Source organism: Myxococcus hansupus, assembly GCF_000280925.3.
GTDB lineage: Bacteria > Myxococcota > Myxococcia > Myxococcales > Myxococcaceae > Myxococcus > Myxococcus hansupus.
In genome coordinates, this window is record NZ_CP012109.1 from 4,552,196 (window position 1) to 4,566,128 (window position 13,933).

The window sequence follows — 13,933 nt, forward strand, 5'->3', positions numbered from 1 at the left end:
GAAACCATCCTTTTTCGGCCTCCCCGCGAGGCCCACCGTCGGAGAAACCATCCATGCAGGCTTCCACCGAGCAGTCGTCCAACTCCGGCTCCCTGGCGATGTACCTCTCGGAGATCAACCACTACTCCCTCCTGAAGGTGGAGGAGGAGCAGGAGCTGGCGCGCCGCTTCCTCAAGGGCGACCTAGCGGCCGGCCACCGCATGGTGACCGCCAACCTGCGCTTCGTGGTGAAGGTCGCCTACGAGTACCGCTCCTACGGCATCAAGATGTCGGACCTCATCCAGGAGGGGAACATCGGCCTGATGAAGGCCGTGCAGAAGTTCGACCCGGACAAGGGTATCCGTCTCATCTCGTACGCGGTGTGGTGGATTCGCGCGTACATCCAGAACTACATCCTCAAGAGCTGGTCGCTGGTGAAGCTGGGGACCACCCAAGCGCAGCGGAAGCTGTTCTTCAGCCTGGCCCGCACGCGCCGTGAGCTGGAGAAGTTTGGCAGCGGCGAGGCGGCGGTGAACGTGGATGACATCGCCCGCCGGCTGCACGTGAAGCCGGGCGAGGTCCGGGAGATGGAGCAGCGCATGGGCGGCCGTGACTTGTCGCTCGACGCGCCCATGGGTGAGGACGGCGGCAACAGCCACGTGGACTTCGTGGTGAGCGGCGCCGCGTCCCAGGACGACGAGTTCGCGGACAAGGAGGAGGCGGGGCTCATCAACGCCCGCGTCCGCACCGCGCTGATGCGGTTGGATCCGCGCGAGCGCTTCATCATCGAGCAGCGCGTCATGAACGAGCGCCCCATGACGCTCAAGGAGCTGGGCGAGCACTTCGGCTTCTCGCGTGAGCGCGCGCGCCAGTTGGAGATTCGCGCCAAGGACAAGCTCAAGTCCGAGCTGGCCGCCCTGATGGCCGAGGTGGACCCCGAGGCGGCCGCCGTCTCGCAGTAAGCGGCGAATGACCCGGCGGGCGGCCCTGGCAATCCGGGGCTGACCCTCCTTCGAGCGCCTCCGCCCTACCGGCGGGGGCGCTTGCCATTTGAGGGCGTTGTTTCACGGGCGGCCAGGGGCCTGCTAGAAGGGGCGGGTTTTCCCTTTGAAGGAGCCCCCTGCTTGGCCCACGGTTCGCCGCCGATCTCCGAGGATCGCGTCCCGATCGCGCAGACTCAGACGCTGGTCGCCCATACCCCCTACGTCCCTCCCGACAAATCTCCGGCGGAGATGACGATGCGGGCGTTGGTGCTCGGCTCGCTGCTGGGCATCGTCTTCGCCGCCTCCTCCGTGTACCTGGCCATCAAGGTCGGCCTCACGGTCTCCGCGTCGATTCCGGTGGCGGTGCTCTCCATCGCCATCTTCCGGGCCCTGGGCAACGCCAGCATCCTGGAGAACACCATCGTCCAGACGACGGGTTCGGCCGGTGAGTCGCTCGCCTTCGGCGTGGCGGCCGCCCTGCCCGCCTTGCTCCTGCTGGGCTACGACATCAGCCTCACCCATGCCTTCCTCACGGCGGCGCTGGGCGGTGTGCTCGGCGTGCTGATGATGATTCCGCTGCGCCAGGGCCTCATCGTCCAGGAGCACGGGAAGCTCCCCTACCCCGAAGGCACCGCCAGCGCGGACGTGCTCATCGTCGGCGAGCAGGGCGGCACCAACGCGCGCACCGTCATCGCCGGCTTCGTGGTGGGCGGCGTCTACAAGCTCGCCTACTCCGGCATGAAGCTGTTCCGCGAGGTGCTGAGCACGCCGCTCAAGGGCCTCAAGAGCGCCACCCTCTCCACCGAGGTGAGCCCGGAGCTGCTGGGCGTGGGCTACATCATCGGCCCCCGCGTGGCGGCCATCACCTTCGCCGGCGGCGTGCTGAGCTACCTCATCCTCATCCCCGCCATCTCCTTCTTCGGCGGTGGGCTGGAGACGCCGCTGCTGATGCACAACGGCCTGCTCATCCGGGACATGTCGCCGGACCAGATTCGCAACGCGTACGTGCTCTACATCGGCGCGGGCGCGGTGGCGACGGGCGGCCTCATCAGCCTCATCCGCTCCCTGCCCACCATCGTCGGCGCGTTCAAGCGCAGCCTGGAGACGCTCAAGGCCTCGCGGGGTCAGGGCGCCGCGCCGCAGTTGCTGCGCACCGAGCAGGACCTGCCCATCACCGTGGTGCTGGGTGGCAGCGCGGCCCTGGTGCTGGCCATCTGGCTGGCGCCGCCGCTGGAGGTGAACTTCATCTCCGCCGTCCTCATCGTCATCTTCGGCTTCTTCTTCGTCACGGTGAGCGCGCGCATCACCGGTGAGATTGGCAGCTCCTCCAACCCCATCTCCGGCATGGTGGTGGCCACGCTGCTCATCACCTGCCTCGTCTACCTGCTCGCGGGCTGGACGTCGTCGCAGGACCGCTTCATGGCCCTCACCACGGCGGCCATCGTCGGCATCGCCGCGTCGAACGGCGGCACCACCGCGCAGGACCTCAAGACGGCCTTCCTGGTGGGCGGCACCCCCAAGCGCCAGCAGGTGGCGCTCTTCGTCGGCGTGCTCACCAGCGCGATGTTCATTGGCCTGGTGCTGGTGACGCTCAACCGCGGCGCCACCGTCACCATCCCGGAGCCCCACCCCGGCGTAGCGGTGACGCAGATGTCCGACGAGACGCGCGTCCAGCACACCTTCCCGTGGACCGTCTCCGCCGAGACGCTGGCGTCGCGCGGCCTGGACGAGGCGGCGCTGCGCAAGGCCGTGTGGGCGCAGGGCTACGAGCTGAACGCCCAGGGCGGCGCGCTGGAGCTGCGCAGTTGGCGGGACGTGTCGCCGCAGGAGCTGGGCGCGGTGACGCTCAACCTGCCCACGGGCGCGCCGGCGAAGATCGCGGACCTGGGCGCCGTCGCCGCGGGCTCGAAGCGGACCTACAAGGAAGGCTACGTGCGCGGCGCGGACACCCCGGTGCCCGCCGGCAAGTACCTGGTCGATGAGGCGGGCGCCATCCAGTACGTGGTGGACCCGGGCATCGGCGGCCGCATCAGCGTGTACGAAGGTCAGCAGCTCACGCGCTACGCGGCGCCCAAGGCCCAGCTCTTCTCGCTCATCATCGACGGCATCCTCACCCAGAAGCTGCCGTGGGACCTGGTGCTGCTGGGCGTGTTCATCGCGCTGATGCTGGAGCTGTGCGGGGTGTCGTCGCTGCCCTTCGCGGTGGGCGTCTACCTGCCCATCAGCAGCAGCGCGCCGCTCTTCGTGGGCGGCGTCGTGCGCTACATCGTGGACCGCGTGCGCGGCGCCGAGTCCGACTTCTCGCCCGGCACCCTGCTCTCGTCCGGCTTCATCGCCGGTGGCTCCATCGCGGGCGTGCTCATCGCGTTCCTCGAAATCGCCACCGACGGCGCCGGCACCCGCGCGCTCAACCTCCCCGCCCTGCTGGGCAACCAAGGGGGCCTGGGCGCCTTCCTGAACGCCGTGGGCGAGAGCGAGCACGCGCACCCGCTGTGGTCCAACCTCTGGGGCCTGATGTTCTTCGCCGGCCTCACGGCGTTCCTGCTGCGCTCCGCCCTCAAGGGTCAGAGCGCCGCCATGTCTCCGCCGCCGCAGAAGGACGCGTGAGCCGCGCGTAGGACTCGGCTGAGTCACCCTGGGGCGGCGAGGACAACCTCGCCGCCTCAGTCATTTCCGGGCCCCGGGCTCCTTCCTGAATCCTTGTCCAGGAGGCCGCGCGCACCCACCCGTGCGGGCTCAAAGCTGCGGGTGCGAATCCGGGCTGTCGACAGGGCCGGACACCGGCGCCACCGGCCCCTCGGCGCAGACGTATTCCGTCCGCAGCGGCGCGACGATGCCGAAGGTCACCGCGAAGACGGCGGGCCCCCACCAGGGCCAGGACACATCCACGCGAGAGAAGCCGTGACGACACTCCGGAGCCGTCACGTTCGACGTCGTCAGCCCGGCCACGAGACTGAAGCCCGTCTGTTCCCTCGGCGCGCCTTCACGCGGCGCGCCCGAGCGCAGGCTCATCCGGAAACACCCCGGCAGTGACATCAGCAGCAATACACACGTCATCAACCGCGCCATGGACGTCCGCTCCCTCCAGTGGATGACGCATGTGGCAATACAACCTGGAATTCCCGCATCCCCAAGGCCTGTCACCGCGACGTCACCAAGTCCCGGGACTTCCACGGGACGTCTCCTGGGTGACTGTCCAAAATCGGGTTAGGCTTGGGTGACAGCATGGCCCACCCCCCTAAAGCCAGCCAGGAATCCACCGCGGAGCCCCAGCTTTCGCCCGAGGCGAAAGAGAAGGTCGAGCTGGCGAAGAACTTCGCCTTCCACCTGCTCAAGGGCATCAAGCAAATCGGGATGTATCGTCACAACGAGTCGCGCTTCCCGGAGTTCCTGGGGAAGGCGCTCGAGTCGGTCTCCCAATACACCGAGAAGTTCGGCCCCGTCTCCATGAAGGTGGAGCAGCAGAACTTCATGCTGCTCGGCGAGCCGTTGTTCTCCGAGGACACGCCGCTCCCCTACAAGTTCTTCCGCGACGGCATCCGGCAGCTCATCTTCCGGCCGGGCCTCACGGTGGAGGAGCTGGTGACCTTCACGCTCATCGCGCTGTCCGAGCCGGAGCGCGGCGCGGAGGACGTGCTGGCGCAGCTCTGGCGCGCGAGCATGGAGCACGTCGAGTACGTGGTGGTGGAAGGCTTCTCCATGGAGAACGCCTCCGAGGAAGAGGTGCAGGTCGAGGTGGACAAGGTGGTGGGCTACCTCTACTCGCGCCTACAGACGAACTCGGATGACTACCTGCGCTTCGCGCGCGTGTCCGCAGAGGACCTGGACGCCAAGCTGGACGGCGTGGAGCAGATTCGCGGCCTCGTCGTGGGCGGCCGGCATGCCTCGGACGACCTGAAGGCGAAGCTCCAGCGCGAGGTCATGGAGGAGGAGAACGCGCGGCTCTTCCCCAAGCTGGTGAGCGCCGTGTTCCAGGTGGTGGAAGGCGGCGTGGATGACGCGTCGCTGCTCGAGGAGATCTTCGTGCAGCTCCTGGACATGCTCCTCATCCAGGACGACTTCGGCACCATCAACCAGATTGTCCTCAAGCTGCGCGCGCTGTCCCAGCGCGACGGCAGCAGCGACCTGGAGCAGATGCTGGAGAACTTCCTCCACAAGATGGGCGAGGAGCAGCGCCTGATGCGCGTGGGCGAGTCGCTGAAGACGACCCGGCCCAAGAATCCCGCCGATGTGTCGCGCTATCTCCAGGTGTTGGGCCGCGACTCCATCCTTCCCCTGCTGACGGTACTGGAGAGCATCGAGGTCGCGGACAACCGCACGCTGCTGTGCGACGCGCTCGCGGGTTTCGCGCGCGAGCTGCCCGAGCCCTTCGTCGCGCGGCTGATGTCAGACCGGCCGCAGACAGTGCGCGACATGGTCTACATCCTGGAGAAGAGCAACCACCCGGACCGGGTGAAGATGTTCGGCCAGGTGCTGAAGAGCCCCAACCTGGTGGTGAAGCTGGAGGTCATCAACATCATCGGCCGGGGTCGCACCGGCGACGCGCGGCGCATCATCGTGGACGCGCTCGCGGACCCCATCTCCCAGATTCGCATGCTGGCGGCGAAGCTGCTGCCCGAGTTCGACCGGGACAAGGGCTACGTCGACCTGATGCGGCTGGTGCGCGAGCAGGGCTTCGAGAAGAAGACGCCCGATGAGCGCGCGGCGGTGTACTCGGCCATCGGCTCCACGGGCACCCCGGGTGCCTTGTCGATGATGCAGCAGATGCTGGCGACGAAGCCCTCGCTGCTCAACAAGAAGCGGGTGTTGGAGGACAAGCTGATGGCCATCCACGGCCTGGGCGGCGCGTGCTCCATCCAGGGTTACAAGATGTTGCAGGCGGTGGTGGAGGACAAGTCACAGCCCCTGGAGGTCCTCACCTCGGCGCGCAAGGCGATGTACCAGACGAAGAAGGCGCTCTTCGGAGACTCGGCGCTGTCCGAGGAGGCATAGGCACATGGCCGAGAATCTGAAAATCACCCAGGCCCAGGAAGAGAACACCAACGAGTTCGGCCGCGAGCACAACGAGAAGCTCCAGAGCCTGGCGCGCTCGCTGGTGGCCGGCCTGTACATGCTGGTGCGCTCGGTGAAGATGTATGACCCGGAGAACGCGGTCTTCCAGAAGCCGCTGCACCAGCTCCAGGACATCATCAATCAAATCATCGGCAAGGAAGGCCGCCTGGAGCTCACGGGCGTCAAGGAGTCCTTCTACCTGAACGGCATGCTGGTGAAGGTGGACCTCAACTCCATCGAGAACCAGCGCTACCTGCTGTCGGAGATGCGCTCCAAGGACGTGGGCGGCTTCACGCTCACCAAGCCCGTCACCGTTCCGGAGCTGAAGAACTTCGTCTGGATCTTCAGCAAGGAGCAGACGGCCGCGTCCGAAGAGGACGGCCTGTCCAACCGCAAGCTGCTCAACATGCGGGTGGCCAAGTTCTCCAAGATCAAGGAGAAGCTGAACAAGGACCTGGACAACCCGGGCGACCAGAAGGTGGACCGCAAGAAGTACGCGATGACCATCTACGCTCGCGCGGTGTTCTTCCTCTCCAAGTACCTGGAGTCGGTGCGCGCCGGGAAGCCCATCAACGCCTCCAAGGCGCTGCGGCTGGTGCAGGACTTCGTCGACATCTCGTACGAGCAGCGCACGCACTTCCTGGGCATGACGACCATGCGGCGCGAGGACGACTACCTCGTGTACCACCAGGTCAACGTGTGCCTCATGAGCGTCGTCTTCGGCGCGGAGCTGGGCCTGACGAAGCCGCAGCTCCGCGACTTGGGCTACATCGCCCTCTTCCACGACGCCGGCATGGCCACGCTGTCGGAGGAGCTGTCGACGAAGCGCGGCGCGCTGACGGCCGAGGAGAAGCTGGTGGTGCAGCGCGCGCCACTCGTCTCCGTGCGCAACATCCTGATGGAGAAGGGCTTCAGCCGCTCCACGCTGCTGCGCGTGGTGACGACGTTCGAGCACAAGACGGACTTCGGCACCGCGGTGCGCGACTCACGCGGCAACATCCAGATGATCATCCCGAAGACGAACCTCGGGGTGTACGCGAAGGTCATCGCCATCTGCGACGCGTACGACGCGCTCACCTCGAAGCGGCCCTACCGCGACGCGTATGGGCCCGAGGTCGCCCTGATGCTCATGTGGTCGGAGATGCGGAACAAGTTCGACCCGGAGCTGCTGTCCGTCTTCATGCGGGTGATGGCCATCCAGCCCGTGAAGGTGCTGTCGAAGCGCCAGCAGTCGCTCAGCGTGTCCGGCCTGTAGTCCGCTTGCGGGTCGGCGCCTTCCGGGCCGCGGGGGCTTCACGCACCGGCGCGGGGGCGCTGCCTCGCAGCAGCGTCAGCGCCGCGTCGAGGTCCGGCGGGATGGGCGCCTCCAGCTTCAGGGCCTTGCCCGTGCGCGGGTGCTCGAAGGCCAGGCGCCAGGCATGCAGCGCCTGCCGGCCCAGCTTCTCCTGCACCTCGGCCGCGGCGCCCTTCGCCTTGCGCCCGGCGCCGTAGAGCGCGTCGCACAGCAGCGGGTGCCCGGCCTCGGCCAGGTGCACGCGAATCTGGTGCGTGCGGCCGGTGAGCAGGTCCACCTCCACCAGCGCCGCGCCGTCGAAGGACTCGAGGACGCGGAACAAGGTGATGGCGGTCTTCCCCTCCTTCACCTTGCCGGTGAAGCGCTGCCGGTGGATGGGGTGACGGCCGTAGAGCGTCTCGATGCGGCCTTCCGCGGGCGGCACGCCGTGCACCAGCGCGAGGTACGTCTTCTCCACCGCGCGCGTCTTGAAGGCCTTCTGCAGCGCCACCAGCGCCTGCTCGTTCTTCGCCACGACGAGGCAGCCGGTGGTGTCCTTGTCGAGCCGGTGGACGATGCCGGGCCGCAGCTCGCCGCCCACGCCGGCCAGGTCCTTCACCCGGTGCAGCAGCGCGTTGACGAGCGTGCCGGAGGCGTGCCCCGCGCCAGGGTGCACCACCATGCCCGCGGCCTTGTCGACGACGACGAGGTCACGGTCCTCGTGCAGCACGGCGAGGGGCAGCTCCTCGGCCAGCGGAACGGCGGGGACCGGCGCGGGAATGTGGAGGACGAGCAGCTCGCCGCCGCGCAGCCTTCGGGCCGGCTTGGCGGGCTGGCCGTCGGAGAGGACGTGTCCGTCCTCGATGAGGCCATGGATGCGCGAGCGCGTGAGGTCCGGGAAGGCGCGCGCGAGATACTGGTCCACGCGCTCGCCGCGGGCTTCGGGCGGAGCGCGGTGCTCTCGCGTGTCGGGCGCTACCACGGGGCGGGGGTTACCAGATCTTCGACTTCACATGCGCCTTCGAGCGCAGGACGATGTCGTTCACCGCCCGCTCGAAGAAGTTCATCTTCGTGAAGATCTCCTGGCTGACGCGGCTCTTGTAGAGCTCGCGGCCCTCTTCCAGTTCCTCCTTGAGGACCTCGAAGAGGTTGTCCTGCTCGATTCCCTTGATGATCTTCTGCTCGTTGTAGAGCGAGATATCCGAGGCAATCGCACGGGCGAGCCGCATCGCCTTGATCTTTTCCTCGTCCGTCATCGTGCTACCTACTTAGGCAGCGGCGGAAGGCGAGTCAACTTTCCTCGCAACCGCGGTGACTTCAGGACGCCGGACGCCGGCGCCCCTACTTCTTGCCCGACTTCTCAGAAGCCAGCGCCAGGTAGCTCTTGGACACCCGGAGCGGATCCAACCCCAGCTCCCGGGCGAGGTTCATCAGGATACCTCGCAGGTAGACCGCCGCCGGGAGCGCGGTGTAGCGGTCCGCCTCGACGTTCTCCAGGTGGCCCCGGGTGATGCGCGTCCGGTCCGCGACCTGCTGGAGGGTCATTCCCCGGGCCTCGCGCACCTGGCGGAGCAGTTCGCCGTTGAACTCGGCGTCCGACGGGATGTCCGGGATACGAGGGCGAGGCTCACGGGCACGGGACGCGACCTGGGACACCTGGGCCAGGGCCGCCTCCGCCGTGGCGATGGCGGTGTCCTGGGCAATCTGCGGCGCGTCGCCCAGGGGCCGTCCGGGACGGGACGCGGGACGGGACGGTTCGGGCTGAGGCTCGGCGGCGGTCGGCGCGCGGACCGGAATGATGGCCGCGGATTCGGGCACGGTCGGCGCCGCGCGTGACACGTCTGGCACCGAAGCGGTGGCGACTGGCGCGGCCGACTGGACCGGCGCTGAGGGCAGCCCCGAAGACACGACCGGCGCGGCGACAGCCCCCGCGTCCGGAGCGGCTCCGCCGGTCGATGCCACTGGGGCCTGGGTCGGCGACGCAGTGACGGGCGTGGCGGGAGTTCCCACGTCCGCAGCGGCCCCCCCGGCAGACTCCGCTGGAGATTGAGCAGGCGCAACCGCGACGGGCGCGGCGGTACTCCCTACCTCCGGAGCAGCACCACCGGCTGGTGCCGCAGCCACCTGGGCAGGCGCCGCGGCGACGACCGCCGGAATCACCGGAGCGACAGCAGCGGACGAGCTTGGGGCCACCGGCACTGCGGTCTGCGTGGAGGCCACGGGCGGCGCAGCCGGCACTGCCTCAGAAGCAACCGCCCCCACGGGAGCGGTGGCCACTGGCGACGCCGCAACGGGCCCAGCCGCCTGCACTGTCTCTGGAGAGACCGTCCCCACCGAAGCAGCTCGCACCGGCGGCGTCTCGGTTGAAACGACCACAGGCGCGGCCGGCTGAACTGGCTCGGGCGAAGCGCTCCCCAAGGCCGCTGGCGGAGTCGGCACGGGCGCGGCAGCCGCCGGCGCCACGGGCTGCATCGACGCAGCGGGCACATCCACCGCGCTGCCCAGGCTCTGCGTGTCCTGCAGCGAGCTGGACACATACGCGAACGAGAAGCCTCGGAAGAACGAGGCCCGGAAATCCGCCTGCCCCGTAGGCACCGCCACCGGAGACGCGTCGTCCTGCGACGCCGTGTCGGCGCCCTGCCCTGCCGCCTCCCGCTCCCCGCTCGCGTCCTCCGAGCCCTCTACCGGCGCCTCTCGCACTGCCCCTGCCCTCCCATTCGTCCCCGTCTCGGGGCCCTGTGTCGAAAGAGGCGCAGTCTGATCTTCCCCAGTGGACGCGGCAACCCCAACCCGCTCGGGCTCCGCACGCTTTTCCTCCACCGCGCCCCCGGTGGACACGGCCTCCATCAGCCGCCGCGCGGGCAACCCGAGGTCCTTGTCGTATTCGGCACGCAGGTCCTCGTCGGAGAGAATCTCCAGGGCCTCGGCCATCCGGGCGCGGAGCCCGTCGACCTGCCCCTCGTCCACGAGCGCATAGACGGCGATGGAGTCCGGCGAATACAGCTCCATCAACCGCGCATACGCCGCCCGAATCTCCTCGAGGGGCGCGGTGACGGGGACTTCGAGAATCTCGTAATAGGTCTGCTGCTCGAAAGGCTTCATGGTGCGGAGCGCTGGGGGGGACCGTCCAGCGCGAGGATACGCGTAGCGATGCCCTGAATGGCAGTGGCCGCCGCGGAATCCGGCCGCTCGATGAGCACGGGCCTGCGCTTGCGCACCGCGCGCCAGGCCTCGTCGTCGTACCGAATGGCGCCCAGGACATCCATTTCGATGCCGAAGAACTTCTTCCACGCGGCGGCCACCGCGGCGCCCACGGACAGGTCCGCGTCCGTGCGCGCCTGGTTCACGATGAGTCGGATGCGGAAAGCCGACAGCTCCCGCTCCAGACGCTCCGCGATGGCCGGGTCCTTCCGCCGGGCCTGGGCCAGCACGTCATGCAGCGTGCGCAGCGCGCCCTCCCGCGTGGTGAGCGCATCCTCCACGAGGTCCTCGATGCCGTACTGCGACTCCACCTGCTGGAGCTTCCGGAAGAAGGCCGCCTTGGCGAAGCGGTAGGCGTTCTCCACCGAGGTGGGCTCCGGCAGCATCACCAGCACGCCATGGTCCGCCAGGACGAAGAAGTCGATGGTGTTGAAGCTCGTCCCGGCGCCCAGGTCCAGGATGAGGTAGTCCGCCGAGGTCCCCATCAACGTGCGCAGCAACTTCTGCTTCTGCGCGTACTTGAGGTTGGCCGCATCCAGTGCGTCCTGCGCGCCGGCGATCAGCGACAGCCCCGGCACGCCCGTGGGGACGATGACCTCCTCGAGCTGCGCCTTGTTCCGACGCAGGAAGTCGGACAGCGTCGCGGTGGGTTGTCCGACGCCCAGGCACGTGTGCAGGTTGGCGCCGCCCAGGTCCACGTCCACGAGCAGCACGTTGGCGCCCGACTGAGCCAGGGCCACGCCCAGGTTGGCGGACACCATGGACTTGCCAATGCCGCCCTTCCCGCCTCCCACGGCGATGATGCGCCGGGGGCGAGGACGGCGTGACAGACCAGGAGGGCCGGAGGCCATGGGGCCTGGCTCCGTGGGGCCCTGGACACGGGATTCCGCCCGGGGCGCTCGCGAGGGTTGGGACATGCCCCCCCATCAAATCCCGAACCCGGGGTCACGTCGACTCCCCGACCTGCCGCATCCGTTCAGTGCCGCATCCCGGCCCGCGCGCGCGCCGAAAATCCGTCACTCCGGGTAAGTCACCCGGCGCCCGAGCCCCTGGCCGCCCACCGGGCGGGCGCTACTCGTCGAGCAACTCCACGTTCCAGTACGAGGCATCCGCCAGGTGCAGGAACGGCAGCCACTCCCGGTACGTCACCTTGCGGGTGGCGCCACGGAACAGCGGCGTCCAGCGCGGGCGCACCGGCTTCTTGAGCAGCTTCAGGTTGGCCTGCTCCGGCGTGCGTCCGCCCTTCTTCAGGTTGCAGGGCACGCAGGAGCACACGACGTTCTCCCACGTCGTCTTTCCGCCCTGGGTGCGCGGCATCACGTGGTCCAGGTTCAGCTCGCTGCGAGGCAGGTTCTTCCCGCAGTACTGGCAGGTGTCGTTGTCGCGCGCGTAGATGTTGAGCCGGGAGAAGCGCACCCGCCCGCGAGGCAGGTGGTCATACGCGCTGAGCACCAGGACCCGAGGCACGCGGATGGTGCGCTCGATGGTGGTGATGCAGTCCTGGGTGGCGCTCAGCTCTGCCCAATCCGCGAACTCGTACAGCCGGTACTGCGAGTCGATGGCCTTGGCCACCCCCAGATACAGAAGCGAGAATGCCCGCTTCACCGAGGTGACATGCACCGGCTGGTAGTACCGGTTGAGGACAAGCACGGCGCTGTTGATCATGGCGGGTTCCCTGGAATGGCGGCCGCGACGGCATCCGCGACCGCCTGGAGCTCCTCCTCCTCGAGACACCGGACGTCGAGAAGCACCTCGCCGTCCGTGATCCTGCCAATAACCGGCCGCATTCCCCCGCGCAGGCGGTCCAGGAATGTTTCCGGCGTCTCTAGGGTGAGGATGCACGCGAAGGACGGCAACCCGGCCAGCGGCATGGCACCCCCTCCCACCTGTCCCACCACGCTGGCCACTCGGGCACGAATGCCCCGCTGCGCCAGCAACCCCTCCAGCCGCACCGCCCTGGCGCGCAACGCCTCGGGCCGCTGGGCAAGCAGGCGGTGCACCGGAACGTCTTCCGCCCGGCCATCCCGGTACAGCTCCAAGGTGGCTTCGAGCGCGGCGACCGTCAGCTTGTCCACCCGCAGGGCCCGCATGAGCGGATGGGCCTTGATGCGCGCCAGCAGCGCGGACCGGCCCACCACGACTCCCGCCTGAGGTCCTCCCAACAACTTGTCTCCCGAAAAGGCCACCACGTCCGCGCCCGCCGCCACCGCCTGCGCCACGGTCAGCTCCCGGCTCAGCCCCTCGCCCGTCAGCGGAACCAACGCGCCCGCCCCCAGGTCCTGGAACACCGGCACCCCGTGCGCCCGCCCCAGCGCGGACAACTCCGTCACCTCCACCTCTTCCGTGAAGCCCACCAGCGCGAAGTTGGAGCGGTGCACCTTCACCAGCAGGCCCGTCTCCGGCCCCAGCGCCGCCGCGTAATCCGACCGCCGCGTGCGGTTGGTGGTCCCCACCTCCACCAGCTTCGCACCGGACTGGCGCATCACGTCGGGGACCCGGAAGCCCCCGCCAATCTCCACCAGCTCGCCGCGAGACACCACGCACTCACGGCCGGACGCCAGCGCCGCCAGCACCAGCAGCACCGCGCCCGCGCAGTTGTTGACGACCACCGCGTCCTCCGCGCCCGTCAGTGAGCGCAGCAGGCCCACCAGCGGCGCGTAGCGGCTGCCCCGCTCACCCTCGTCCAGGTCGTATTCGAGGTTGGAGTAGCCCCGGGCCACCTCCGCCACGCGCGCCACGGCCGAAGGTGCCAGGGGCGCGCGGCCCAGGTTGGTGTGCAGCACCACGCCGGTGGCGTTGAGCACGGACCGCAGTCCCGGCGTGGCCAACGTGTCCAGGGCGCGCTGAACGTCCGCGTCCTCGAAGCCGGGCCCACCCGAGGCCACCAGCCGGGCGCGGGCACGGTCCACGGCCAACCGGAGCGCGGCGACGGCACGCGCCCGGGGGACTGCGCTCAACAGGGGTTCCAGCGACGGGCGCCGCAGGAGCTGCTCGACGGAGGGGAGCGCGCGCAAGAGCGCATTCTTCCCACCGTCTCCACTGTTCGACGGGGCGCCCACGCACCCGAGTCTAGGGGAGCCGCCGGGCAAGTTCCAGGCGAGGCCCCCGACATCGCGGTGACAAAAAGGAAAAGGCCCAGCCTCCGAAGGGAGACTGAGCCTTTGTACTGAGCGTCAGGCGCTCAGTGGGAACTCAGACCGGGCGAACGTTCTGAGCCTGCAGGCCCTTGGGGCCGCAGGCCACGTCGAACTCGACCTTCTGGCCTTCCTGCAGCGTGCGGAAGCCCTGGGTCTGGATCGCAGTGTGGTGGCAGAAGAGATCCTCGCCGCCGCCGTCCTGCATGATGAACCCAAAGCCCTTCGCATCGTTGAACCACTTCACGGTACCAGTCGCCATTACTCTTCTCTTCTTCTTTCTCTTCCAGCTTCATGAATTGAGCTGGCTG

12 protein-coding genes are annotated in these 13,933 nt (G+C 68.5%); 4 read left to right on the top strand and 8 right to left on the bottom strand.

Features of this window, described 5'->3' with window-relative positions; genetic code table 11:
• Positions 1-53 precede the first annotated feature (53 nt).
• On the top strand, positions 54-941 hold the full coding sequence (locus A176_RS17275; RefSeq protein WP_002633551.1) for an RNA polymerase factor sigma-32: 888 nt from the start codon (positions 54-56) through the stop codon (positions 939-941).
• Between the two features lie 162 nt (positions 942-1,103).
• A complete protein-coding gene (locus tag A176_RS17280; protein WP_044890469.1) occupies positions 1,104-3,569 on the top strand; it encodes an OPT family oligopeptide transporter in 2,466 nt (821 codons plus the stop codon).
• A gap of 129 nt (positions 3,570-3,698) precedes the next feature.
• Here A176_RS17280 and A176_RS17285 read toward each other — a convergent pair whose 3' ends face one another.
• Positions 3,699-4,031 carry a hypothetical protein gene (locus tag A176_RS17285; protein WP_002633553.1) on the bottom strand — a complete coding sequence of 111 codons (333 nt, stop codon included), beginning with the start codon at positions 4,029-4,031 and terminating at the stop codon, positions 3,699-3,701.
• Between the two features lie 156 nt (positions 4,032-4,187).
• Between A176_RS17285 and A176_RS17290 the strand changes: the two genes are divergently transcribed.
• Together A176_RS17290 and A176_RS17295 are read left to right on the top strand one after the other, a co-directional pair.
• A complete protein-coding gene (locus A176_RS17290; protein ID WP_002633555.1) occupies positions 4,188-5,954 on the top strand; it encodes a HEAT repeat domain-containing protein in 1,767 nt (588 codons plus the stop codon).
• A gap of 4 nt (positions 5,955-5,958) precedes the next feature.
• Positions 5,959-7,269: an HD-GYP domain-containing protein gene (locus tag A176_RS17295; protein ID WP_002633557.1), complete on the top strand. Its 1,311-nt coding sequence runs from the start codon at positions 5,959-5,961 to the stop codon at positions 7,267-7,269.
• Here A176_RS17295 and A176_RS17300 read toward each other — a convergent pair.
• From A176_RS17300 to A176_RS17330, 7 genes are all read right to left on the bottom strand, one after another.
• Entirely contained in the window at positions 7,250-8,269 is a 1,020-nt protein-coding gene (locus A176_RS17300) for an RluA family pseudouridine synthase (protein ID WP_002633559.1), read from the bottom strand. The genes A176_RS17295 and A176_RS17300 overlap by 20 nt on opposite strands.
• Before the next feature lie 10 nt (positions 8,270-8,279).
• The gene (locus A176_RS17305; protein ID WP_002633560.1) at positions 8,280-8,543 is read right to left on the bottom strand and encodes a hypothetical protein; all 264 of its coding nucleotides are present in this window, start codon (positions 8,541-8,543) and stop codon (positions 8,280-8,282) included.
• Between the two features lie 85 nt (positions 8,544-8,628).
• Positions 8,629-10,389: a helix-turn-helix domain-containing protein gene (locus A176_RS17310; protein ID WP_002633561.1), complete on the bottom strand. Its 1,761-nt coding sequence runs from the start codon at positions 10,387-10,389 to the stop codon at positions 8,629-8,631.
• Positions 10,386-11,339 carry a P-loop NTPase gene (locus A176_RS17315; RefSeq protein ID WP_002633562.1) on the bottom strand — a complete coding sequence of 318 codons (954 nt, stop codon included), beginning with the start codon at positions 11,337-11,339 and terminating at the stop codon, positions 10,386-10,388. The genes A176_RS17310 and A176_RS17315 overlap by 4 nt, the downstream gene beginning before the upstream one ends.
• A gap of 220 nt (positions 11,340-11,559) precedes the next feature.
• Positions 11,560-12,153, bottom strand: coding sequence for an HNH endonuclease (locus A176_RS17320; RefSeq protein ID WP_002633563.1), 594 nt, complete (start codon positions 12,151-12,153; stop codon positions 11,560-11,562).
• Positions 12,150-13,547 (bottom strand): L-seryl-tRNA(Sec) selenium transferase, encoded by a 1,398-nt coding sequence (gene selA / locus A176_RS17325; RefSeq protein ID WP_044890470.1) that lies wholly within the window; start codon positions 13,545-13,547, stop codon positions 12,150-12,152. Before selA ends, A176_RS17320 begins: the two co-directional genes overlap by 4 nt.
• Before the next feature lie 133 nt (positions 13,548-13,680).
• On the bottom strand, positions 13,681-13,884 hold the full coding sequence (locus A176_RS17330) for a cold-shock protein (RefSeq protein WP_002633565.1): 204 nt from the start codon (positions 13,882-13,884) through the stop codon (positions 13,681-13,683).
• Positions 13,885-13,933 lie beyond the last annotated feature (49 nt).

What these genes read in the sequence shown, in the direction of transcription:
- A176_RS17330 (WP_002633565.1), bottom strand. Translation starts at nt 13,884, where the DNA reads ATGGCGACTGGTACCGTGAAGTGGTTCAACGATGCGAAGGGCTTTGGG.
- A176_RS17290 (WP_002633555.1), top strand. Translation starts at nt 4,188, where the DNA reads ATGGCCCACCCCCCTAAAGCCAGCCAGGAATCCACCGCGGAGCCCCAG.
- A176_RS17315 (WP_002633562.1), bottom strand. Translation starts at nt 11,339, where the DNA reads ATGGCCTCCGGCCCTCCTGGTCTGTCACGCCGTCCTCGCCCCCGGCGC.
- A176_RS17305 (WP_002633560.1), bottom strand. Translation starts at nt 8,543, where the DNA reads ATGACGGACGAGGAAAAGATCAAGGCGATGCGGCTCGCCCGTGCGATT.
- A176_RS17320 (WP_002633563.1), bottom strand. Translation starts at nt 12,153, where the DNA reads ATGATCAACAGCGCCGTGCTTGTCCTCAACCGGTACTACCAGCCGGTG.
- A176_RS17285 (WP_002633553.1), bottom strand. Translation starts at nt 4,031, where the DNA reads ATGGCGCGGTTGATGACGTGTGTATTGCTGCTGATGTCACTGCCGGGG.
- A176_RS17310 (WP_002633561.1), bottom strand. Translation starts at nt 10,389, where the DNA reads ATGAAGCCTTTCGAGCAGCAGACCTATTACGAGATTCTCGAAGTCCCC.
- A176_RS17295 (WP_002633557.1), top strand. Translation starts at nt 5,959, where the DNA reads ATGGCCGAGAATCTGAAAATCACCCAGGCCCAGGAAGAGAACACCAAC.
- A176_RS17275 (WP_002633551.1), top strand. Translation starts at nt 54, where the DNA reads ATGCAGGCTTCCACCGAGCAGTCGTCCAACTCCGGCTCCCTGGCGATG.